Source organism: Streptomyces sp. WI03-4A (assembly GCF_033792105.1).
Taxonomy (GTDB): domain Bacteria; phylum Actinomycetota; class Actinomycetes; order Streptomycetales; family Streptomycetaceae; genus Streptomyces; species Streptomyces collinus_A.
In genome coordinates this window covers 117,590-139,527 of the sequence record NZ_JARAUO010000001.1, presented here as the reverse complement: position 1 = coordinate 139,527, position 21,938 = coordinate 117,590, and the positions used below count along the sequence as shown (strand labels likewise).

Below are 21,938 nucleotides of genomic sequence, written 5' to 3'. Positions count from 1 at the left end.
CCATGACCAGCGTCTTCGATCCCGTCTGCCGCCACGCCGCCGCTGCTCCCGAGAGCGTCGCGCTGCGCGGCGCCGTGGACCAGTGGACCTATCGTCAGTTGCGTGACGCGAGCGCACGGTACGCGGGCGCCTTGGCCGCCGCCGGGCTGTCCCCCGGCGACCGGGTGCTGGTGGCAGCCCCGTCGGTGCCCGAGTTCGTGGTGGCCTACCTCGGGATCCAGGCCGCGGGCTGTGTCGTGGTGCCGGTCAACACGATGGTCACCCGGGCCGAGGCCGAGTACGTTCTCGGTGACGCCGGGTGTTCCCTGGCGATCGCATGGCACGCCCTCGGCCCCGCCGTCGCGGAGGCGGCCGCAGCGCTCGAGGCGCCCTTCTGGACGCTGTCCCCGAGCGCCTCGGTCGCCGGTGCGCCTCCTGCCGACGTCGTCGACCGCGACCGCGACGAGACTGCGGCCATCCTGTACACCTCGGGCACCACGGGGCGGCCGAAGGGCGCCCAACTCACCGTCGGCAACCTGCTGTCCGCCGGGGAGATCGGCGCCGAGTGCAGCCGCGTCTCGAACGCCGACCGTATCGGCACCGGACTCCCGCTGTTCCATGTGTTCGGCCAGGCATCGGTCCTGATGGCGGCCCTGACCGTGGGCGCCTCGATGTCGTTGCTGGCCCGGTTCGATCCGGCGTCGATGCTGGAGATGCTGCGCCGCGACCGGCTCACCATCATGGCCGGCGTGCCGACCATGTGGAACGCGATGCTGCACGCGGCGGGCGATGCGAGCCCGGCGGACTTCGCCGGGCTCCGGGTCGCCGTCTCCGGCGGCGCGTCGCTGCCCGGTGAGATCGCCCGGGCCTTCGAGGCCCACTTCGGCTGCACCCTCCTCGAAGGGTACGGGCTCACCGAGACCGCCGCGTTCGGCACGTTCAACGACCTCGACCGTGGCGCCAAGGCCGGGTACACCGGCAGAGCGGTCCCGCGGATGCAGGTCCAGGTGCGGGACGACGACGGCCACGAGTGCCCGCCGGGCACGGTCGGCGAGGTCCACATCAAGGGGCCCACGGTGATGCGTGGCTACTGGAACCGCCCCGCGGACACCGCCGCGGCCCTCTCACCCGACGGGTGGCTCCGGACCGGCGACCTCGGCGAAACCGACACGGACGGCGACCTGCGCATCGTCGACCGGATCAAGGACCTGATCATCCGCGGCGGCTACAACGTCTACCCCGGTGAGGTCGAGGAGGTTCTCTACGAGCACCCCGACATCGTCGAGGCAGCTGTGATCGGCGCTCCCGACGACCACTACGGCGAGGAGGTCGCCGCGCTGATCGCGGCACGGCCCGGTTCGCAGCTCGATGCGGCCGAGGTGTCGAGCTGGGCACGGGAGCGGCTGTCCGCCTACAAGATCCCGCGCATCGTCCGGTTCGTCGACGCGCTGCCCAAGGGCCCGACCGGGAAGATCCTCAAGCGGTCCATCGACCGCACCGCTCTGACCCGCGACCCCGCGCTGGGCGACGTTGCCACCCGCCGCCCCTGAACCTCGCACACCGGGACATCCACCGGCGCGGCCGGTATGCCCGCGCGCCGCAGCGCTTGTGACTGTGGCGTCGGATTCAACTAGAGTTGCGCGGATGGACAGGACTGTGCCCGAGGAGATCGACAGCGAGACGGCACCGCCCGTGGCGCCCTTTTCACAACTTCGCGAGCCGCCGACGACGCAGCGCGGAGCGCGGACGCGGGCCGCTTTGGTGAAGGCCGCGCGGAAAGTGTTCGAACGGGACGGCTACCTCGACACCCGCCTGACCGACATCACCAAAGAGGCCCGATGCGCGGCGGGATCCTTCTACACCTACTTCGCCAACAAGGAAGAGGTCCTCGCCGCCGTCCTCCTGGAGGCGCAGGAGGACATGATGCACCCGGGCATGGGCCGGGTGGAGAGCACCGACGATCCCTATGCGGTACTCGAGGCGAGCAATCGCGCGTATCTCGCGGCGTACAGGCGCAACGCCAAGCTGATGGCCCTGCTCGAGCAGGTCGCACAGGTGGAGCCCGAGTTCCGTGAGTTCCGAAGCCGGCGCGGGGACGCTTTCATCCGCCGCAACGCCCGCGGCATCGCCGACCTGCAGGCGCGGGGGGTCGCGGACCGTGAGGTCGATCCGATGATGGCCTCCCGTGCGCTGTCGGGCATGGTCAGCGTCATGGCGTACAACGCCTTCGTTGTCAGTGAAGGGCAGGAAGAAGGTACGCCGGTGGACTTCGAGGAACTTGTGTCCACGGTCACCCGGCTCTGGGCGAACGCCCTGCGGTTCCCCGGTCACCGCTGATCCGCCCGCCTTGTCAGGCCCGGTAACGCCGGGTGATTCCACGGTCTTCGCCGCGGGCTGCCGCATACCCCTGTATTGAACTTGACGCCAGATTCAAGTATGAAGAAGGTCAGTCAACCGTCAGGAGTTCATATGTCCCTGTTCGAGATGTCGGACCGCGCCCAGAAGTACCGGGCTGATCTGCTGGAGTTCATGGATGCGCACATCTACCCCGCCGAGGCGGTCTACCACGAGCAGATGCTCGCGTCGGGCGACCCGCACTTCCACCCGCCGATCCTCGAGGACCTCAAGGCGGAGGCGCGCCGGCGCGGACTGTGGAACCTCTTCCACCCGCACCCCGAGTGGGGCCCGGGGCTGACGAACCTCGAGTACGCGCCGCTGGCGGAGATCATGGGGCGCAGCCACATCGCGTCCGAAGCGTGCAACTGCAACGCTCCCGACACCGGCAACATGGAGGTGCTCACCCTCTTCGGCAGCGACGAGCACAAGGAGAAGTACCTCAAGCCCCTGCTCGACGGGACCATGGCCTCGGCCTTCGCGATGACCGAGCCGCGTGTCGCCAGCTCCGACGCCACCAACATCGAGCTGCGGATGAAGCGCGACGGCGACGAGTACGTGCTCAACGGCCGCAAGTGGTTCGCGTCCAATGCCCTGCATCGCAACTGCAAGGTGCTCATCGTCATGGGGAAGACGGACCCCACCGCCGCTCCGCACCGGCAGCAGTCGATGATGGTCGTCCCGATCGACGCTCCCGGCATCACGGTACTGCGCGGCCTGCCGGTGTTCGGCTACCAGGACCGTGAGGGGCACGCCGAAATCGACTTCCACGACGTACGGGTGCCCGCCAAGGACCTCCTCAAGGGTGAGGGAGAGGGCTTCGCGATCAGCCAGGCCCGGCTCGGGCCCGGTCGTATCCACCACTGCATGCGGGCCATCGGCGCGGCCGAGCGGGCGCTGGAGCTGATGTGCCGGCGCGCGCAGTCACGGGTGACCTTCGGCAGTCCGGTCGCCGAACGGGCCAACATCCAGGACTGGATCGCGGAAGCGCGTATCGACATCGAGATGATCCGCCTGCTCACGCTCAAGGCCGCCTATCTGATGGACACCGTCGGGAACAAGCAGGCGCGCACCGAGATCGCGGCGATCAAGGTGGCGGCCCCGAACATCGCGCTCAAGATCATCGACCGGGCGATCCAGGTGCACGGAGCAGCGGGCGTTACCGACGACTTCCCGCTGGCCATGATGTACGCGTACCTGCGGACGCTGCGGATAGCGGACGGTCCCGACGAGGTTCACAAGCGGGCCATCGCCAAGAACGAACTGCGGCAGTACCGCGACGCCGCGACGGCGGCGGTGAACTGAGATGGCGGGACTCGATCTCACCGGTCGCACCGCCGTCGTCACGGGTGCCTCGCGCGGTATCGGGCTGGCGATCGCCCGGGCTCTCGCCGCCGCCGGCGCCGACGTCGTCCTCACCTCCCGCTCCCAGGAGGCGGCGGACGCCGCCGCGGCCCAGGTCGGCGGCGCAGCGGTCGGCGTCGGTGCGCACGCGGTCGACGAAGACGCGGCCCGGCGCTGTGTGGATCTGACGCTCGAGCGCTTCGGGAGCCTGGACATCCTCGTCAACAACGCGGGGACCAACCCGGCCTTCGGTCCGGTCATCGACCAGGACCACGGTCGGTTCGCCAAGACCTTCGACGTCAACCTGTGGGCTCCCGTGCTGTGGACGGGTCTGGCCACCCGGGCCTGGATGGGCGAGCACGGCGGCGCGGTCGTCAACACCGCGTCGGTCGGCGGCCTGGCCAGCGAGGCCAACATCGGGTTGTACAACGCGTCGAAGGCCGCACTGATCCATCTCACCAAGCAACTCGCCCTGGAACTCTCGCCGAAGATCCGGGTCAACGCGGTGGCACCGGGTGTGGTGCGCACCAAGCTGGCCGAGGCTCTGTGGAAGGAGCACGAGCAGGCCGTGTCCGCCTCGATGGCGCTCGGGCGCATAGGGGAGCCGGCCGACATCGCCTCGGCGGTCGCCTTCCTTGTTTCGGACGCCGCGAGTTGGATAACGGGCGAGACGATGGTGATCGACGGCGGCCAACTGCTCGGTGACGCGCTGCCGTTCAGACAACAAGCCGGAGTCGGTCTCTAGCCCGGACAGTGGCGGAAGCGACACCGGCTCGACGGGTCGGAGCCCGGCCTTGTGGGGTGGCCGAGCGAGCCGGTCTTGCGGCGGCGGCCTTCCGCGGCGCAGCGGGGGCGCCGCCGGCCGCCCGGCACGGGCGGGTCGTGCGCCACTCGCGGTGGGCCGGGACTTTTCGGCGCGCACATCGCTTCCCCACAGCGGCCTTTCGGAGCCCGGCGCACACGGGCCCTCCCCGGCGCACAGCGGCGCGTGCGCCGTCGAGGGCTCAGAAGGCGCCGACGGACCCCAGAAGGTGAGGCGCTGCGTCGAGGCATGCGTCAGGCGGTTCAGCCCGGCGGTGCCGTCAGATGGATCAGGATGCCGCACACCTCGTCCATGATCTCCCGCGCCTCCGTCTCGTCCCCGCAGTCGCCCAGCTCGCGCGCCGCCCCTCCGATGACGGTGGTCAGCACGCTCACCCGGACCCGGCCGGCGCGTCGCCGCTCGTCCACCTCCAGCAGCCGGGCGTTGCGCCGTACCCACGCGCGGTCCCACTGGCGGCGCAGCGCGTCGAAGCTCGCGGGGCCGTCGTCGCGGGCGAGGAGCCTGCCGAGCTTCCGGTTGTCCCAGGCGCCCTCCAGGTACGCCCTGGCTCCCGCCATGAAGAGGGCGACGGGGTCGGCCGTGCCACGGCCGCGCTCGGCGGTCAGCGTGGCCGCGGTCCGGTGCTCCTGTTCCTCCCGGAACTCCTCCCACAGGGCGAGGTAGAGCCCCCGCTTGCCGCCGTAGTGCTGGAAGAGGGTGCCCGCCGGGATCCCGGAGCGTGCCGCGATCTCGGTGAGGCCGGCGTCGGTGTAACCGCGCTCGGTGAACACGTCCAGCGCGGCGTCCAGAAGCGCGCCCCGGACCGTTCGGTCCTGCGCGGCGTGCTCCTCCGGCAGGCCGATGTGCCCCTGCCCCTGCGGCAGTTGACGTGCCGTCTCGGTCCCGGCGGACTCCACGATGCCGCTCACGAGCAATCCTCGCTTTCCCCGTCCCCGTCGCGGATGGCGAGGGCGACCAGTAGTTCCAGGAGGTCGGCGATCCGGCGCGGATTGCGGCCGGTGCGTTCCTCGATCCGGCGCAGCCGGTAGTGCGCCGTGTTGTGATGTATTTGCAGCCGGTCGGCGGCCAGCCGCAGGTTGAGGTCCGCCTCCGCGAAGGCCCGTATGGTGGCGGCCAGTGTGTCGCCGCGTCCGCGGTCCTCCGCCAGCATCGCCCGCACGCGGGGATCGACCAGCTGGCGGGCGAGGTCGTCGGCGCGCAGCGCCAGGTAGTCGAAGGGGGACAGCCGCGGCAGCGCCGCCACCCCGCCCCCGCTCGGCACCAGGTCCAGGGCGGCCCTTGCCTCCTCGTAGGCGCGCGGCAGTTCGGACGCGCCCTGGGCGACCGTGCTGATGCCCATGGAGAGCATGGTTCCCTCCCGCGCGAGCCGCCGTTGCACGGCCTCGAAGTGGGCGCATATGTCGTCCGCGTCCATGCCGGCCCGTAGCACGGGCACGGCCACCACCTCGCCGTGGCGCACCACGACCAGGGTTCTGCCGGCCCAGGGCCCGGCGACGCTGATCGACGCGCTGGTGGCATACCCGTTCGCGGCCCAGCCGTGGTCGCCCGCGTGCGTGTCGCCGACGCACACCGCCACGACCGCCATCATCGGTGAGCGCGGTCCGATGCCGTACGCTTGCGCGGCGGCGGACAGGGCACCGCGCGTCGGCGCCACACCGGCCAGGAGCTGATCCAGGAGATCCCTTCGCTCCCGGTCCGCGTCCGCCACCACGTGCTGCTGGTACTCGACGTACGCCTGCGCGGCATGCGTGCTGGCGTAGTCGACGTACCGCATCAGCGGGGTGACCAGGGACAGCGCGGCCTGCTGGGCCTCGGCGGACGTGCCCGCGCAGTCCAGCAGCGCGTCCCACATCACCTGACGGCCCACCCGGAACGCACTGATCCAGTCCTCCAGGGCGAACCCCGCGCGCGCCCGGCGCATGGCCGCCGCGCGGCTGAAGACGAGGTCCTCGGCGGCGATGTCGCGGTCGCCGGCAAGTGCCGCCAACTGCATCCGGTAGTGCTCGAGCACCTGCTCCCGTACCTCGACGAAGAACGGGTCGTCCTGCAGCGCGTAGGACGGGATCTCCGCGCGCATCACGGCGACGGCGGTGTCCGCCACCTCCTCGATCCGGTCGTGGACGGCGTGCAGGACCCGCCACCGTTCCCGTTGGAGCGGTTCGGAGAGTCGGGGGGTGCCCAGGGCGGGGCCGTGCGGCATGGGACCGATCGTCGCCCTCCGCCTCGTGCTCCGTCAACAGCCTCCGCGGCCTCATTTCCGGCGGACTGTGCGCGGCGCACAGTGCGGCGCCCTGGAAGTTGGGTGCTCGCACCCAATGTGCGCGTGGAACACGCCCGCCTACTGTGACGCTCGCCCACCCCCCAGCACGTCGGAAAGGGCGTCACTCATGCTCACGGTCGACGGGATCACCGTGCGCTTCGGCGGAATCACGGCCTTGGACGGTGTCGCATTCACCGTCGAGCCGGGCACCGCGGTAGGGCTCATCGGGCCCAACGGAGCCGGCAAGACCACCTTGTTCAACTGCCTCACCAGGCGCTGCACCCCCGATGCGGGAACGGTGCGGTTCGAGGGTGAGAACCTGCTCGCCCTTCCGCCGCACGCCGTGGCCGGGCGCGGCATCGCCCGCACCTTCCAGAACCTGGGCCTGTTCCCGCAGCTCACGGTCCGGGAGAACGTCATGGTCGGCGCCCACAGCCGGGGGCGCACCGGACATCTCACCGCGGCGCTCCGGCTGCCCCGCGTCCGGCGGGAAGAAAGGGAACTGCGTGACCAGGCGGACGACTTGCTACGGCGGCTCGACCTGGCGGACGTTGCCGACCACCCCGCCTCCGGGCTGCCGTTCGGCACGCTCAAACGCGTCGAACTCGCCCGGGCACTCGCCGTACGGCCCCGGCTGCTGCTGCTCGACGAACCCGTCAACGGGCTCAGCCACGGCGAGGTCGGGCAATTCGCGGATCTGGTCCGCTCGGTGCGTCAGGAGTTCGACCTCACCCTCGTGGTGGTCGAACACCACATGGGGTTCGTGATGGGCCTGTGCGACAAGGTGGTCTGTCTCGACTTCGGCCGCACGATCGCCGAGGGCTCCCCGGAGCAGATCCAGCGCGACCCGGCGGTCGTCGAGGCGTACCTGGGGGTGGCCGCATGAGCGAGCTCACCCCCGAGCGCACCGAGGCCCAGGAGAGCGCGGAGCCGGAGGAGTTCCTGAGGGTTGCCGACCTGCATGCCGGATACGGCCAGGCCCGCGTGTTGCAGGGCCTCGACTTCGCCGTCGCCCGCGGCGAGGTGTGCGCGATCCTCGGACCCAACGGCGCGGGCAAGACCACGACGCTGCGGGCGCTGAGCGGCATGGTCCGCGGCCACGGCTCGGTCACCCTGAACGGGACGGAGCTGCTGGGCCGCTCGCCCGAGCAGGCCGCCAGGCTCGGAGTGGCACATGTGCCCGAGGGCCGGGGCACCTTCAACGACCTGACCGTCGAGGAGAACCTGCGCATCGGCGCCCACCTGCGCACCGGCCACCTGCGGCGGGGCCGCGCCGAGCGGGCAGCCGTGGCGGCCGATCTGGAACGGGTCTACGGCTACTTCCCCCGACTGCGCCAGCGGTCGGGGCAGGCCGCCGGCAGCCTCAGCGGCGGTGAGCAGCAGATGCTCGCCATCGGCAGGGCACTGATGCTGCGCCCCTCCCTGCTGCTCCTGGACGAGCCGTCCCTGGGGCTCGCACCGCTGGTCACCCGTGAGCTGTTCGAGATCGTCCGTGCCGTCAACGAGGAGGAACACACCACTGTGATCGTCGTCGAGCAGAGCGCCCAGCTCGCGCTGGACATCGCCCACCGGGCGCACGTACTGGAGGCCGGCCGCCTGGTGCTGTCCGGACCGGCCGCACGGATCCGCGAGGACGGGCAGGTCGCCGAGGTGTACCTCGGTGTCTCCGTCCACGCCCGGAAGACCGGGTGAGTGCCGTGACCGATCTTCTGCAGCAAGTGGTGGAAGGACTGGGCGCGGGGGCGGTGTACGCCAGCCTGGCGCTGGCCCTGGTGCTGATCCACCGGTTCACGGGGATCGTCAACTTCGCGCAGGGCGAGCTGGCCATGCTCTCGACGTACGTCGCCTGGCAACTGGTGGCGTCGGGGATGCCGTTCTGGCTGGCGCTGCCGGTGACCCTCGCGGTGTCCTTCGCCGGCGGCGTGCTGGTCGAGCGGATCGTCATCCGCCCCGTCCAGGGTGCGCCCGAGCTGACGGTGGTCATCGTCACGGTCGGCCTGTTCATCTTCGTCAACGCGCTGGCCGGTCTGGTCTGGTCGTTCGCCGTGAAGGACTTCCCGCAGCCGTTCCCCGACGGCGGCCTCGACCTGGCGGGGGTGCGTCTGGACTGGTCGACGCTCGGGATCCTCGGCGTGGTGGCCGTCGTCATGGGCCTGCTGTACCTGCTGTTCCAGCACACCTCCCTCGGCCTGGTGATGCGGGCGGTCGCCTGCAACCCCGTCTCCGCCCGGCTGTCGGGCATCCGGGTGGGCCGGGTGCTGATGCTCGGCTGGGGGCTGGCCGCGACGGTCGGCGCGGTGTCCGGCGTGCTCGTCGCCCCGGTGCTGTTCCTGGAGCCCAACATGATGGGCGGGGTGCTGATCTACGCGTTCGCCGCCGCCACCCTCGGGGGCTTCGACAGCCCCGTCGGAGCGGTCGTCGGCGGCCTGGTCGTGGGCGTCGCCGAGACGCTGACCGGGGCCTACGTCGACGTGATCGGTCCCGATCTGAAGGTGGGCGTCCCCTTGGTGATCATCCTGGCGGTGCTGCTGGTACGGCCCCAGGGCCTCTTCGGACGGGCGGCGGTGGAGCGCGCATGAGCACGATCGTCGCAACCCTCCGCACCGACCGCGCCCGGCGCCTGCGGGCCGCGCTCACCGTGCTGCTCGCGGCGGCGGTCGCCGTCGGAGCGCCGTTCTACTTCGCCCCGTTCCAGGTCTTCCAGCTGACCATGGTGCTGGTGTACGCCGTGGCGCTGGCCGGCCTGAACCTGCTGGTCGGTTTCGGCGGGCAGATCTCGCTCGGGCACGGCGCGTTCTTCGCGGCGGGGGCCTACACGGCGGCGGTCATGCTCGACCGGTACGGCACCGGCCACCTGGCCACGCTGCCGGTCGCGGCTGCCGGATGCTTCCTGCTGGGCCTCGGGTTCGGCGTGCCCGCCCTGCGGCTGCGCGGGCTGTACCTGGCGCTGGTCACCCTCTCGTTCGCGGTGTTCCTGCCGCCGTTGCTCAAGCGGCTGGAACCGGTGACGGGCGGCTCCATGGGCCTGACCGTGGAGAAACTGCGGCCGCCCGCGTGGAGCGGGCTGGCCGCAGACCAGTGGACGTACTTCGTCGTCCTCACCGTCACCGCGGTGATCCTGCTGCTCGGCCGCAACCTGCTGCGGTCCCGGGTCGGCCGGGCACTGCGCGCCATGCGGGACAACGAGGGCGCCGCCGAGGTCATGGGCGTACGGCTGTCCCTGCACAAGACCCTCGCCTTCGCGTGGAGCGCGATGTTCGCGGGAGTCGCCGGGTGTCTGTACACCTGGGTGATCGGCTTCGTCTCGCCCGACTCCTTCAGCTTCGTGCTGTCCATCACGCTGCTCGCCGGCCTGGTGGTCGGGGGGCTCGGCTCGCTGTACGGGCCCCTGCTGGGTGGGGCGTTCGTGATGTACGTGCCGAGCGTGTCCCAGGACCTCAGCGAGGCGGCACCGGGCGTGGTGTTCGGCCTGCTGATCATCGTGGTGATGTTCGTGGCCCCGACGGGACTGGCCGGTCTGCCGGGCCGTGTCCTGGGCCCTGTCACCCGTCGCCTGCCCCGCACCACCACGGCCGTGCCCGACCGGACGCCCGGGGCCGTATCCGCACCGGATACCGAGTCGACGTCCCAGGCCGTGTCAGCGCCGGATGCCGAGCCGAAGGCCCAGGCCCCGTCCGAACCCTCCGCGATCCTCACTCCCGCGGACCCCGCAGTTGCCGACGCCGAACCCGTGGGCGCACCGCCCCGCACGGAAAAGGAATGATCCACATGCGCAAGACGACCGTTCTGCGGGCGGCCGCGGCCGCGACCGCCGCCCTGCTCACCGTGACCGCCTGCAGCAGCCGGCGAGGGCAGGACGACACGGACACCGCCGCCGGTGGTGCCTGCAAGGGCCAGCAGACCACCGGCATCACCGACAGGACCATCACCCTGGGCGGGATCTACCCGCTGTCCGGACCGGCCTCCGCGTACGGCACGATCAGCAAGGGGGTCGCCGCCTACTTCCGGCACGTCAACGACAAGGGCGGCATAGACGGCCGCAAGGTGCGGTTCATCGTCCGCGACGACGGCTACCAGCCGCCCAAGGCGGTCGAGGAGGCGCGCAGACTCGTCGAGCAGGAGAAGGTCTTCGCCGTCTTCCAGACGCTGGGCACCCCGTCCACCGCAGCGGTGTGGGACTACCTCAACCAGCGGAAGGTGCCTCAGCCGTTCGTCGCCACGGGCGCCTCCGTCTGGGGCACGGACGACAAGCATCCCTGGACCATCGGATGGCAGCCCAACTACGTGGCCGAGGCCCGGGTGTACGCCAAGTACCTCAAGGACACGAGGCCGAAGGCCAAGGTCGCGGTCCTCTACCAGAACGACGACTTCGGCAAGGACCTGCTCGGCGGGTTCCGGAAGGCCGTCGCCGGCAGCGGCGTCAAGGTGGTCGCCGCGGAGAGCTACGAGGTCACCGACCCGTCCGTGTCGGCCCAGATGGCGAGCCTCGCCCGCTCCCGGGCGGACGTGCTGCTCGACGTCACCACCCCCAAGTTCGGCAGTCAGGCCCTCGCCGCCGACGCCAGGAACACCGGGTGGAACCCGCTGCACATCGTGAACAACGTGGCGTCGTCCGCCGCGGTGCTCAAGCCCGTCGGGTTCAAGAACGTGCAGGGCGTGGTCTCCGCGACCTACTTCAAGGACCCCGCCGACCCGCGGTGGGCGAACGACCCCGATGTGAAAACGTACAAGGAGGCCCTGCACAGGTACGCCCCCGACGCCGACCCGGCCAACCAGTTCAACGCCTACGGCTGGGCCGTCGCCGCCAGCCTGCACCAGGCGCTGGCCGCGATGAAGTGCCCGACCAGGGAAGGGCTGCGGGACGCGGTGCGCAACCTGAAGGACGTGCGGGTGGGCATGCTGCTGCCCGGTGTCACGCTGTCCACCGGCCCCGGCGACGCCTTCCCGCTGGAGACGATGCAGCTCATGCGGTTCAAGGGCGAGCGCTGGCGGCTGTTCGGCAAGCCGGTGGACACCCGCAAGGAGTTCGGCCCGCTGACCAAGTGAGCCGGCGGGGCGGTCCCGGTCGACACCCGGCCCTCCGGGACCGCCCCCGCCCCGCGGAACGGAGATCCACAGCGGTGCGGCGATCCACGACCTGAGTGACCTGTCCTGGCGGGTGGCGGTCGTCGCTGAACCGGACGCCGAGCTGCTGCTCGACCGCTGTCTGCGCCCTCTGGAGGCGGAGGGGGAGTTCGGTGCGCTCATCGAGGAGTCGGCGCGGGGATACCTGGAGACGGGACGGCACGTCCGCGCGGGCGCCGCAGTGGACATGTCTACGTCAACGCTGTCCGTTACCGGCTGCGTCGTTCGAGGAACTCACCGGCACCAGCCTGGACGCTCCGGACACCGCGGTGGAGCTCAGCGGGGCCGTGGCGGCGCGCGAGCTGGGCACTCCGCCACGCGGCCCGGCTCCCGCCGGGTTTCAATAGGCTTACAGCAGCAGGTCAGAGCGGTGTCCAGCGGTGGAGAAGCGGATGACGGAGCTCAGCGAAGGCCACGACGGTCCCTTCGCCCTGCACCTCGCCGCCTTGGCGGTGCTGGACGACCGTGGAGTCGTGGTCGGATGGAGCCGGCGGGCGCAGGAACTGTTCGGCCATCCGGACGCATCCGTCATCGGTCGCCGGGCATTCGAGGTCCTGGTCGATCCCCGCGATCTGCCGGCTGCCAGGGAGGCCGCGGCGCAGTGCAGGAGAACCGGCGGCTGGTCAGGGGTGCTGACGCTGCGGCACCGCGACGGGCGGCTCGTGGAGGTGGGGCTCAGGGCCCACGCGCTCTCCCGCGACGGCCGGGTCCGTGAGTGGCTTCTTGCCGCGGCCCTTGCGGTGGACGTGCTGGAGTGGCAAAGGGACCGCGCGGTGCTCGACGGGTTGTACCGCCGGTGCCCGATCGGCCTGGTCGTCCACGGTCCCGACCTGAGGCTTCTCCGGGTCAACCGGGCCATCGAACGCTTCAGCGGCGTCCCGGCAGCGGAGTTCCGGGGGCTGCCCACCGGCAGTTTCCTCCTCTCGGACGACGCGCGCAGGGCCGTGGAGCGTGTGCGCCAGGTGATGGCGACCGGAAGGCCGACGGTCTACTCCGAGCAGTTCGTCCGCCTGGAGTGGGATCCGGGACGAGAGCGGGTCGCGATGGTCTCGTCCTTCCCGATGGAGGATCCCTCCGGCCGCATCCTGGGTGTGGCCGAGATGATCGAGGACATCACCGAACGCCATCAGGCCCAGCGGCGGCTCGCGCTCCTCGACCAGGCGGGCAGCCGTATCGGAACCACCCTCGACGTGGCGGAGACCGCCCGGGAACTCGCCGAGGTGATGGTGCCTCACCTCGCCGACCATGCGTCGGTGGACCTGCTGCAGCCCGTGACACGCGGTGAGGAACTGGCGCGCGCGCTGGCAGGGCCCCTGGTGCGCGTGGGAGCCAGCAGCGTCGGTGCCCAGCAGCCCGGTCCGCCCCACCCCCAGGGCGAGCCGGTGGAGTTCGCGCCGGACACGCCGCAGGCCAGATGCCTGGCCGAGGGCAGGCCGTTCCTGGAACCGGTGCTCACGCCCGACTGGTTCTCCACGGAAGGCCGTCAGGGGATCCACGCTCCGGACCTGGGCGTCCACTCCCTGATCGTGGTGCCTCTTGCCGCACGGGGCCTGGTGCTGGGCGTGATGACCCTGTGGCGTGCGCGACGCCCCGATCCCTTCGAGGCGGACGACCTCACCCTCGCCCAGGAACTGGCCTCGCGCGCCGCCGTGGCCGTCGACAACGCCCGGCGCTTCACCGAGCAGCAGCAGACCGCGTTCACCTTGCAGAGCAGCCTTCTGCCCCGGGCGGTTCCGGACCAGTCGGCCGTGGAGGTGGCCCTGCGGTATCTGCCGGCCAGCGCGGCCCCGGGCCTGGGCGGCGACTGGTTCGACGTCATTCCGCTGTCCGGGGCTCGGGTCGCGCTCGTCGTGGGCGACGTGGTGGGACGTGGCATTCACGCCGCCGCCACCATGGGCCGGTTGCGTACCGCCGTACACACGCTCGCCAGCCTCGACCTGGAACCGGACGAGGTCCTCTCCCACCTGGACGATCTGGTCCTCCTGCTGGCCGCCGAACAGGAAGAGGCCGCCGAACGGCCCGTGGGCGAGCAGGTCGTCGGTGCCACCTGCCTGTACGCCGTGTACGACCCGGTCTCCGGGCGGTGCTCCATGGCCCGAGCCGGCCACCCGCCGCCCGTGGTGACCTCTCCGGACGGACAGCCGGCTCCGCTCGAGCTGCCCGCCGGCCCACCGCTCGGCCTGGGCGGGCTGCCGTTCGAGGCTCGGGACGTCGAACTGGCCGAGGGCAGTCTGCTGTGCCTGTACACCAACGGACTCATCGGCGAACGCCACATCGATGCCGACACCGGCCTGGCCAAGCTGTGCGAGGCGCTCACCCGCCCCGCGGACGCGCTGGAACGGACATGCCAAGCGGTGGTCGACTCGCTCGTGCCGGCGCACCCCGCAGACGACGTCGCGTTGCTGATCGCCCGCACCCGCATGCTGCCACCGGACGATGTCGCCTCGTGGTGTCTGCCACCGGAGCCTGCCAGCGCCGCGCGGGCCCGGGAACTGACCTCGGCCAAGCTGACCGAATGGGGTCTGGAGCACTTGGCGTTCACGACCGAGTTGATCGTCAGCGAACTGGTCACCAACGTCTACCGCTACGCCAGTGGCCCCGCCACCCTGCGGCTGATCCGGGAACGGTCTCTGGTGTGCGAGGTCAGCGACACCAGCCATACCTCACCCCACCTGCGCCGCGCCCGCACCACCGACGAGGGCGGCCGCGGCCTGTTCCTGGTGGCCCAGATGACCGAACGCTGGGGCACTCGCTACACCCGCGACGGCAAGACCGTGTGGACCGAACAGTCACTGGCCGGCATGTTCACCTGACCGACCGCTGGCTTTGAAGCGCACGCACTGCACATGCGCGGCACCGGCCTGGTCGTCGCGGAAGGCCTCGACCAGGACGTACTCCGTCGGGTCATCCGTTGAGCACTGGGTCACGGTGCGGGGACGATGCGGTTCCCTCGGCGGATCAACGTGCGGGGTCGAGAAGGATCTTACGGACACCGGCGGTGCGGCTGTTGAACAGTTCGTATGCGGCGGCGCCGTCGGAGAGAGCGAAGTGGTGGGAGACCACGGCCTCCGGCGTGATCCGGCCGGCCTGGGTGAGGGGGATCAGTGCGGGGAGCTCGTAATGGATCGAGCACAGCCCTATGGCGAACTCCAGCTCCTTGATCTGGGCCATTCCCATGTGGAAGGGAAAGGCCTTGCTCTGGCTGACGCCGATGACGCTGACCCGTCCTGCCTGCCGGACGGCTTTCAGGGCCAGCCCGATGGTGGCGTCCGAGCCCACGGCCTCCACCACGGCGTCCGGTCCGCGCCCCGCCGTCATCTCCCGTACGGCCGTTCGTGCGTCCTCGCCCTCGACGGGCTCGACGCCCAGGGTTTCGGCGAAGGCCCGACGCTCGGCGACCAGGTCCACGCCCAGCACACGGGCTGCACCCATCGTGAAGGCGGACTGCGCGGCCATGAGGCCGACGGGGCCCAGGCCGATGACGAGAACCGTCTCGCCGGGCTGGATACGGGCTCGGCGGCAGCCGTACCAGGCCGTGGGGGCGTTGTCCGTCAGGACGATGGCCGCTTCGTCCGATATGCCTTCCGGCAGGTGCACCAGGTTGACATCGGCATGGGGCACGGCCAGGAACTGGGCCTGACTTCCCGGAAGGTGCGGGCTCACTCCGTAGCAGAGGTCCGTCGGTGTCTGGGCTCGCTCGCACCTGGCGGTGAGGCCCCTCGCGCAGGTTGCGCACAGGGTGCAGCCGACCGAGGCGGGAACCAGGACGCGGTCACCGGGCTTGAAACGGGTGACCCGGGCGCCGGTGTCGGCGACCACGCCGACGCTCTCGTGCCCGGGGGTGTAACCGGTCTCCGGGCTGAATCCGTGGCCGCCGTAGATGTGCAGGTCGCTGCCGCAGATGCCGGCCGTGGTGACCTGGATGACCGCGTCGGTGGGGTCGGTGACGGCAGGGTCGGGGACATCCTCGAAACGGATGTCGTGGGGGCCGTGGTAGGTCAGTGCCTTCACTGGATTGACTCCCGCGGGCGCCAAGGCGCCTTCATCAGTCATTAATGCATGTGTATTACTTCGGCGGGGCGACGCTAGCATGGGCATCCGTGACAGCACATGAGACGCATGCCACGTCGCCTCGGAGCCGGAAGGCGGGTGACACGCGCGCCACACTCATCCGGGCCGCCGAGCAGTTGTTCGCGGCGAAGGGCATCGACGGTGCGTCGCTCAACGAGATCAAGCGGGCCGCCGGCCAGCGCAACGCGACGGCCCTGCAGTACCACTTCGGCGACCGCGCGGGTCTGCTGCGCGCCGTACTCGACAAGCACCTTCCCGCGGTGGACGGCCGCCGGGAGGTACTGCTGCAGCAGTACGAGGACAGTGGCGCCGTGGATCTCCGGACCCTTGCCGCCGCACTGGTGCTGCCCGCCGCCGCGAAACTCGCCGAGCCCGACGGCGGCCGCGAGTTCCTGCAGATCGTGGCCGAACTGCTCAACCGCCCCGAACCCCTGGTCGAGGTTGTCGTGACGGAGGGGTCGAGCATCTATCCCTGGCGGCGCCTGGTGGAGCCGCTGCTGGCTCCCGAGTCCGTCGCGGTGTTCCATACTCGTTTCACCGTCATGCGGTTCTGTCACGCCGAACTCGCCGCCCGGGCCGCCGGACGCCCTCGCAGGGACGACCGGTTGTTCACCAGCCGGCTGGTCGACCTGGTCACCGCGTTGCTGGCCACGCCGGTGTCCGCGCAGACCGCGCGACTGCTGCAGGACCGAAACCGCAAGGGCCGGTCCGAGCGGAAGGCCGCGGCGCGCTGACCGGTCCGGCCGGCCCGCCCCGTGGGCGAAGTGAAGCCCGAGGACCGGGAGCACCGCTCCGGGCCCCTCGAAGAGCCGGGCCCCGGTCTTTTCGCCGGCCGGACGCGCGTCATTTCCCTGTACACCCGGACTCCGGACGAGCCGGCGGCGCGGCCGGTTCCCCTGCCGCGCGACCCGCGACGCACCCCCAGCCACGGCACGGTCGATATGGCTGTCCCGAGAGTGCCTGGTCTCACGGTGATGTGGTGGCTGTGTGTGCCGCCACCATGACCTCGCGCCCCGGCACTCCGGCCTGGTCTCCCCATGCCCACGGCTTCCCCGCGGCGGCTCCGACCAGGCCGGTCCGGCTCCTGCTTCACATCACCGGGCGACCTCGTGTGAGGCGATCAGCAGTAGAGGTTGCCGCCGGGTGACGTCCCGAGGATCTGGGTGAACCGCTGGTAGGCGTCCACGCGGCTCTGGACCTGCGCCGGGTTCTTGCCGTCGCACTCGAGGGAGCCGTTGATGCTGCGGATCGTCTGGCCGAAGCCGGCGCTGTTGACCATGGCGTTGTGGGGCGTCATCGAGCCGGGCCCGGTCTGGGTGTTCCAGTACCAGAGAGCCGTCTTCCACGCCACGGCCGCGTCGTTCTGCACCAGCCACGGGTTGTCGAGGAGGTCGATGCCGAGTGCGTCGCCCGCGGCCTTGTAGTTGAAGTTCCAGCTGAGCTGGATGGGGCCGCGCCCGTAGTAGGCCGCCTGGCCGGCCGGGCAGCCGTAGGGCCGGCTCCAGTCGCAGTAGTGCGGGTAGTTGGCGGTGTTCTGCTCGACCACGTACACCAGGCCGCCGGTCTCGTGGTTCACGTTGGCGAGGAAGGCCGCGGCCTCCTGCTTCCTGACCGTGTCGCTGCCGGTGTTCGCGAAGGCGGGGTAGGCGCTGAGAGCGGCGGTGAGGCCGCTGTAGGTGTAGAAGGAATTCCGGTTCGGGAACATCTGGTTGAACTGGGCCTCGCTCACCACGAAGGTGCCGACGGGGGTCCCGGAGCCGCTGTCGCAGGCGTACGGGTCCCAGTACCAGGTGCTGATGACCGGGTCGTAGCCCGGGTTGTCGTGCTCGGCGATGTACGCCCTGCCGTCGGAGTAACGCACGACGTCGCCGGTCTTGTACGACCTTCCGGCGACCCAGTTCGGGTAGCTCGAACACGCGGCGGCGGACGCGTCCGTGGCCGGCAGCAGGACAGGCACGGTGCTTCCCAGCACGAGTGCGGTCAGCACGGCGGAGAGACGGCGTTTCGACACAGGATCAACTCCTAGGCGAAGCACGGCCGTACCCGGACGAGGGCAGCGCGAAGCCGGGCCTTGTGCGCACGTGCCGAGCGGATCGGCCATGGCGCGGGCGCGGCCGTGGTGGGGGTGTGGAGGCACACTCAACCGCTTTGGTCTGTACCAGTCAAGGGTGTAGACCAGTCACTCGCTCCGCCCGCGAGCACTCCCCGCCCGACCGCCCCGCCCCGGTCGTCAACACCCGGCCGGGCGGAGTTACATACCCCACTCTTCCGCCTGCGGGTGAGCGTCCCCGCTACGCGCCCCGTTGGCCCCAGTAACCGGTGGCCCACCCGCTCTCCGGGCTGGGTGCCCCCGCGCTCCCGTCGATTCAAGGACCGAGAAGGGTCGCTTCATGGACTACTGCAGCCCGTGCAGCCGCACGCTCAACGGCGCCGTGACCTGCCCGGAGTGCGGGGCTTATGACCCCGGCGCGGCGCAGTCGAGCGAGGGGAAGGAGAGTGCTCCGACCGTCGAGACCGCGATACCGTGGGTCCACTCGAACGGCGTGCCGAGCTCCTCCGGGCCGTTTATTCCCGGGGCGCCGACTGCCTCGCAGGACCCGGCGGCCGACCGGAACGGCCGTCCCGCGCGTCTGAGGAAGTACGCCGTCCGGTCTCTCGCCGCAGCCACCTTCACGCTCCTCGGAGGTCTGGCCACCGCGTCGGTGTTCCCCCATGCGGCGGCCCCACGGGCGGCGTCGACCCCGGAACAGCCGTCCCTGGAGGGGCCCGAGGTCCGCCTTCCCGATGTGCAGGCGTCACCGGAGCGAGCGAGTACGCACCCGGCGCGAAAGGGCGTCCAGGACCGTGACGGCGACGGTACCCGGCGGCCGCTGCCCGCGACTCGCGGCACGTCGCCGGCCCCCCGGTCGTCCGCCCCCACCAGTGCGCCCCCCTCGGCGAAGGCGAGGCCGACCCCACGCGCCACCAGCGGCCGCCGCCCCAGCTCGCCCCCGCGGACGGCGGCTCCTTCCGCACGGCCCTCCGCCAGCCCTTCCGCCACTGCCTCCGGCAGCGTCAGCCCCTCTCCCACCGGCAGTGGCTCACCGAGCGGCGAAGTCGTTCGTCAGCGGTAGTTCCCGAGGGCGTCACAAGGCGGTCCCGGGTGGTGGGTTCGCGGCGGTACGGAGCCATGGCGCACCGACAATCGGACGTGAACCGGACCAGGGGGAAGGAGCGGGAGCCGTGGCCGCACAGGTGTCGGGGACCTTCGAGTACAGGATCACGCACATCGTCAGCCGGGAGGGCGGTCCCTACCAGGCACGGACGATCGCCCTGACCAACGCCGACGCGGGCCGTCTGGAGCGTTTCGAGGAGGGCAGGAACGAGACCCGTACGACGTGTGACCATTGTGGCGCCCGGCTCCTGGTGGCGCTCCCGTCGTTCGCCGACGTGCGCGGTGAGCGCCGCAGGCACGGCTGGTGGTGGAAGGTGTGCGCGGTGGCGACGGTCCTCAGCGGCTACGGCTTCCTGCACGTGATCCGCACCTCGACGGGCACGGGGTACGGGCCTGGGGTCGCCTTCGCCGTCACCGTCGCCGCGACGCTCTTCTTCGCGTACCGCACGCTGGTCAGCGCACTGCTCTCGCGCGGCGACGGAGGGCCCGACGTCACCCGGGTCGAGGGCGGGGAACGCGGAAACGTCCGGCACGGCTGGACCTGCGTGCCGTCGGCGGGGGACGCCTGAGGGGGGCGGACGGTCGGTCCGGTCCGTCCGGCTCCCGGCCCGGCGCCGGCTCACGCCGTGGCGTCCTCGTACTGGCCGAGAAAGCGGAAGCGGCCACCGGACGCCTGGAAGAGGTACAGCGCCTTCGTGGAGTAGCTCCTGGTCGACGACGTGTAGCTCAGCCGCTTGGTGATCCCCCGGTAGTCCGTCTCGCGCAGCCGCCCCACGAGCGCGCCCCGTTCCGCGCGGGAGGCGCCCAGCGCCGTCATCGCCCGGGCCACGAAGAGCGTCGCGTCGTAGGCCTCCGCGGAGTACCGGGGCGGGGCGCCGCCGAAGCGCTCGCGGTAGGCCCTTACGAAAGGCTTCGCGGCCGTCACACGGGTCGGGTCGAGGAAGGCGGTGGCGAAGACCCACCCCTCCCCGGCGTCGCCCGCCGAGGTGAGGAAGCGTGGCTCGAAGGCGCGTTGGGTGGCCAGTCGCGCACCGGAGTAGCCGGCGGCGCGCAGCGCACGGGCCAGTTCCGCCGCACGGGCGGGTCCTCCGGTGAACACCACCGCGTCCGCGTCCGCGCCGGTCACCGACGCGGCGAGGGCACGGAAGGCCGCGGCCCCGTCGTCCCCGGCGGCGAGGGTGCGCCGGGTCGTGGTGGCCCGTCCCGAGCCGACCGCGTCGGCGACGCCCGCACAGATCTCCCAGCTGAAGTCGCCCTCGGCCGCGTCATCGATCAGCACCGTCCGGCGGGCCCCGACGGTGCGGACGAGGTAGGCGACCAGCGGTGCCGCCAGGTCGCGGTCGGGGGGCCGGGTGGCCGCGTACGTCCGGTACCCGAGGGCGGAGAAGTCGTCGAGCCCGACCGACACGGAGACCATGGGGAGCAGCGCCTTCAGATAGTCCTTGAGGACGGCTCCGGCGCAGGCGTCGGTGGTTGGGCCGATCACGGCCAGGACCCGGTCGTCGGCCGCGAGCCGCCGCGCGACCTGCCGCGCCCGGGTCGTGCTGCCCGCGTCGTCGTGCACCTGGAGCGTGAGGTCGAAGCCGCGGCCGGCCCGGGAGTTGACGTGGTCGACGGCCAGTCGGACACCGTCGCGCTGCGCCAGTCCGGTCGACTTCTGACCACCCGTCAGGTCGGCGTGCAGGGCGACGGCCAGGCGTGGCAGCCGTGTGCCGGTACCGCGCGCCGCGGCGCGGCCGGGTCGGTCCGCCGTCCACCAGGCCGCCGTGGCGGCCGCCGCCACCACCCCGGCGGCCGAGCCCAGCACCAGGGAACGGCGTCGTACGGCGCCCCTCGGCGTCCCCTCCGCGACCGGCACCGTGGCGACGTCCGCCGGAGCGCCGGACACCTCGGTCGCCTCGACCGCGGGCAGCGCGAGCGCGGCGGCCGAACGGCGCGCGATGTGCCCGGTGAGCGACTCCGGCAACCAGCCCCCGGCCTCGTGCCCCTGGTCCAGCGCCGCCCGCACCTCGGCCACGGTGGGGCGGGCGCCGGGCTCCTTCGCCAGGCAGTCCCGCAGCAGCGGCAGCAACGGCGCCGGTACGCCGTCCAGGTCCGGTTCGTCGTGGACGGTACGCACCAGCACCTCGGCCGCGGAGCCCCGGCCGAAGGGGCGTTCGCCCGTCACCGCGAACGCCAGCAGACAGCCGAGCGAGAAGACGTCGGCGGCCGGGCCGATCTCCCGGCCGCGCCCTTGGGCCTGTTCGGGGGAGAGGAACCCGGGGGAGCCGACCACCATCCCGCTGGCGGTGAGCGCGGTGTCCTCGGGCATCCGGGCGATGCCGAAATCGATCATCCGGGGCCCGTCGACCGCGAGCAGCACATTGCCCGGCTTGACGTCCCGGTGCACCAGACCCGCCTCGTGCACGGCCTCCAGCGCCTCCGCGAGGCGTGCCCCCAGGAACCGCACCGAACCGTGCGGCAGCGACCCGCGCTCCTCGACCGCCTCCGCCAGCGAGGGGCCCGGCACGAACGCCGTGGCGAGCCAGGGCGACTCGGCGTCCGGGTCCGCGTCGAGCAGTGGTACGACCCAGGGGCTCACGACCCGGGACGCCGTCTCCACCTCACGGCGGAAACGGGCCCGGAAGCCCGGATCGTCCGCGTGCGCGGCTCGGATGACCTTCAGCGCGGCCAGCGAGCCCCCGCCGGAACGCGCCAGGTACACCACGCCCATGCCGCCCGCGCCCAGCCGGCGCAGCAGCCGGTAGCCCGCGATCCCGGCCGGGTCGGCGCCGCGCAGCGGCTCCATC

The 21,938-nt window shown here is 71.5% G+C and carries 17 protein-coding genes and 1 pseudogene; 12 read left to right on the top strand and 6 right to left on the bottom strand.

Going from position 1 to position 21,938, the window contains the following annotated elements; translation table 11 throughout:
* Positions 1–2: 2 nt before the first annotated feature.
* From PV343_RS00645 to PV343_RS00630, 4 genes are all read left to right on the top strand, one after another.
* Positions 3–1,529, top strand: coding sequence for an AMP-binding protein (locus PV343_RS00645; RefSeq protein ID WP_319144731.1), 1,527 nt, complete (start codon positions 3–5; stop codon positions 1,527–1,529).
* A gap of 94 nt (positions 1,530–1,623) precedes the next feature.
* Positions 1,624–2,316, top strand: coding sequence for a TetR/AcrR family transcriptional regulator (locus tag PV343_RS00640; RefSeq protein WP_319144730.1), 693 nt, complete (start codon positions 1,624–1,626; stop codon positions 2,314–2,316).
* 132 nt (positions 2,317–2,448) lie between these two features.
* Complete coding sequence (locus PV343_RS00635) at positions 2,449–3,678, top strand: acyl-CoA dehydrogenase family protein (protein WP_319144729.1); 1,230 nt, start codon at positions 2,449–2,451, stop codon at positions 3,676–3,678.
* Position 3,679: 1 nt separating this feature from the next.
* On the top strand, positions 3,680–4,462 hold the full coding sequence (locus PV343_RS00630) for an SDR family oxidoreductase (protein ID WP_319144728.1): 783 nt from the start codon (positions 3,680–3,682) through the stop codon (positions 4,460–4,462).
* Positions 4,463–4,782: 320 nt separating this feature from the next.
* Here the strand turns inward: PV343_RS00630 and PV343_RS00625 are convergent, their stop codons facing one another.
* Together PV343_RS00625 and PV343_RS00620 are read right to left on the bottom strand one after the other, a co-directional pair.
* Positions 4,783–5,448, bottom strand: a complete 666-nt coding sequence (locus PV343_RS00625) for a TetR/AcrR family transcriptional regulator (protein ID WP_319144727.1) — start codon at positions 5,446–5,448, stop codon at positions 4,783–4,785.
* Positions 5,445–6,740, bottom strand: a complete 1,296-nt coding sequence (locus tag PV343_RS00620; protein WP_319144726.1) for a PucR family transcriptional regulator — start codon at positions 6,738–6,740, stop codon at positions 5,445–5,447. The genes PV343_RS00625 and PV343_RS00620 overlap by 4 nt, the downstream gene beginning before the upstream one ends.
* A gap of 187 nt (positions 6,741–6,927) precedes the next feature.
* On the opposite strand from PV343_RS00620, the gene PV343_RS00615 reads away from it, so the two are divergent.
* The 6 genes from PV343_RS00615 (at position 6,928) to PV343_RS00590 (ending at position 14,737) form a co-directional block, all read left to right on the top strand.
* On the top strand, positions 6,928–7,686 hold the full coding sequence (locus PV343_RS00615; RefSeq protein WP_319144725.1) for an ABC transporter ATP-binding protein: 759 nt from the start codon (positions 6,928–6,930) through the stop codon (positions 7,684–7,686).
* Positions 7,683–8,492, top strand: coding sequence for an ABC transporter ATP-binding protein (locus PV343_RS00610; protein WP_319144724.1), 810 nt, complete (start codon positions 7,683–7,685; stop codon positions 8,490–8,492). The genes PV343_RS00615 and PV343_RS00610 overlap by 4 nt, the downstream gene beginning before the upstream one ends.
* 5 nt (positions 8,493–8,497) lie before the next feature.
* Positions 8,498–9,379: a branched-chain amino acid ABC transporter permease gene (locus PV343_RS00605; protein ID WP_319144723.1), complete on the top strand. Its 882-nt coding sequence runs from the start codon at positions 8,498–8,500 to the stop codon at positions 9,377–9,379.
* Positions 9,376–10,563, top strand: coding sequence for a branched-chain amino acid ABC transporter permease (locus PV343_RS00600; protein WP_319144722.1), 1,188 nt, complete (start codon positions 9,376–9,378; stop codon positions 10,561–10,563). Before PV343_RS00605 ends, PV343_RS00600 begins: the two co-directional genes overlap by 4 nt.
* Positions 10,564–10,568: 5 nt before the next feature.
* Positions 10,569–11,846 carry an ABC transporter substrate-binding protein gene (locus tag PV343_RS00595; protein WP_319144721.1) on the top strand — a complete coding sequence of 426 codons (1,278 nt, stop codon included), beginning with the start codon at positions 10,569–10,571 and terminating at the stop codon, positions 11,844–11,846.
* A gap of 470 nt (positions 11,847–12,316) precedes the next feature.
* Entirely contained in the window at positions 12,317–14,737 is a 2,421-nt protein-coding gene (locus PV343_RS00590) for a SpoIIE family protein phosphatase (protein WP_319144720.1), read from the top strand.
* Positions 14,738–14,743: 6 nt separating this feature from the next.
* Here PV343_RS00590 and PV343_RS00585 read toward each other — a convergent pair.
* Both PV343_RS00585 and PV343_RS00580 read right to left on the bottom strand, forming a co-directional pair.
* Positions 14,744–14,839, bottom strand: a pseudogene (locus tag PV343_RS00585) (antibiotic biosynthesis monooxygenase); the annotation flags it as partial.
* Between the two features lie 43 nt (positions 14,840–14,882).
* A complete protein-coding gene (locus PV343_RS00580) occupies positions 14,883–15,935 on the bottom strand; it encodes an alcohol dehydrogenase catalytic domain-containing protein (protein ID WP_319144719.1) in 1,053 nt (350 codons plus the stop codon).
* An 89-nt stretch (positions 15,936–16,024) separates the two neighbouring features.
* Here PV343_RS00580 and PV343_RS00575 point away from each other — a divergent pair, with 89 nt between their 5' ends.
* Positions 16,025–16,729 carry a helix-turn-helix domain-containing protein gene (locus PV343_RS00575; RefSeq protein WP_319144718.1) on the top strand — a complete coding sequence of 235 codons (705 nt, stop codon included), beginning with the start codon at positions 16,025–16,027 and terminating at the stop codon, positions 16,727–16,729.
* A 386-nt stretch (positions 16,730–17,115) separates the two neighbouring features.
* On the opposite strand, the gene PV343_RS00570 is transcribed toward PV343_RS00575, so the two are convergent.
* Complete coding sequence (locus tag PV343_RS00570; protein ID WP_319144717.1) at positions 17,116–18,006, bottom strand: glycoside hydrolase family 19 protein; 891 nt, start codon at positions 18,004–18,006, stop codon at positions 17,116–17,118.
* 1,211 nt (positions 18,007–19,217) lie between these two features.
* On the opposite strand from PV343_RS00570, the gene PV343_RS00565 reads away from it, so the two are divergent.
* Positions 19,218–19,718 (top strand): hypothetical protein, encoded by a 501-nt coding sequence (locus tag PV343_RS00565; protein ID WP_319144716.1) that lies wholly within the window; start codon positions 19,218–19,220, stop codon positions 19,716–19,718.
* A gap of 50 nt (positions 19,719–19,768) precedes the next feature.
* Here the strand turns inward: PV343_RS00565 and PV343_RS00560 are convergent, their stop codons facing one another.
* Entirely contained in the window at positions 19,769–21,937 is a 2,169-nt protein-coding gene (locus tag PV343_RS00560; protein ID WP_319144715.1) for a bifunctional serine/threonine-protein kinase/ABC transporter substrate-binding protein, read from the bottom strand.
* Position 21,938 lies beyond the last annotated feature (1 nt).

Bases quoted from the DNA above. Each gene is read 5' to 3' on its own strand.
- PV343_RS00620 (WP_319144726.1), bottom strand. From the start codon at position 6,740: ATGCCGCACGGCCCCGCCCTGGGCACCCCCCGACTCTCCGAACCGCTC.
- PV343_RS00635 (WP_319144729.1), top strand. From the start codon at position 2,449: ATGTCCCTGTTCGAGATGTCGGACCGCGCCCAGAAGTACCGGGCTGAT.
- PV343_RS00610 (WP_319144724.1), top strand. From the start codon at position 7,683: ATGAGCGAGCTCACCCCCGAGCGCACCGAGGCCCAGGAGAGCGCGGAG.
- PV343_RS00560 (WP_319144715.1), bottom strand. From the start codon at position 21,937: ATGGAGCCGCTGCGCGGCGCCGACCCGGCCGGGATCGCGGGCTACCGG.
- PV343_RS00630 (WP_319144728.1), top strand. From the start codon at position 3,680: ATGGCGGGACTCGATCTCACCGGTCGCACCGCCGTCGTCACGGGTGCC.
- PV343_RS00595 (WP_319144721.1), top strand. From the start codon at position 10,569: ATGCGCAAGACGACCGTTCTGCGGGCGGCCGCGGCCGCGACCGCCGCC.
- PV343_RS00600 (WP_319144722.1), top strand. From the start codon at position 9,376: ATGAGCACGATCGTCGCAACCCTCCGCACCGACCGCGCCCGGCGCCTG.
- PV343_RS00615 (WP_319144725.1), top strand. From the start codon at position 6,928: ATGCTCACGGTCGACGGGATCACCGTGCGCTTCGGCGGAATCACGGCC.
- PV343_RS00590 (WP_319144720.1), top strand. From the start codon at position 12,317: ATGACGGAGCTCAGCGAAGGCCACGACGGTCCCTTCGCCCTGCACCTC.
- PV343_RS00640 (WP_319144730.1), top strand. From the start codon at position 1,624: ATGGACAGGACTGTGCCCGAGGAGATCGACAGCGAGACGGCACCGCCC.
- PV343_RS00645 (WP_319144731.1), top strand. From the start codon at position 3: ATGACCAGCGTCTTCGATCCCGTCTGCCGCCACGCCGCCGCTGCTCCC.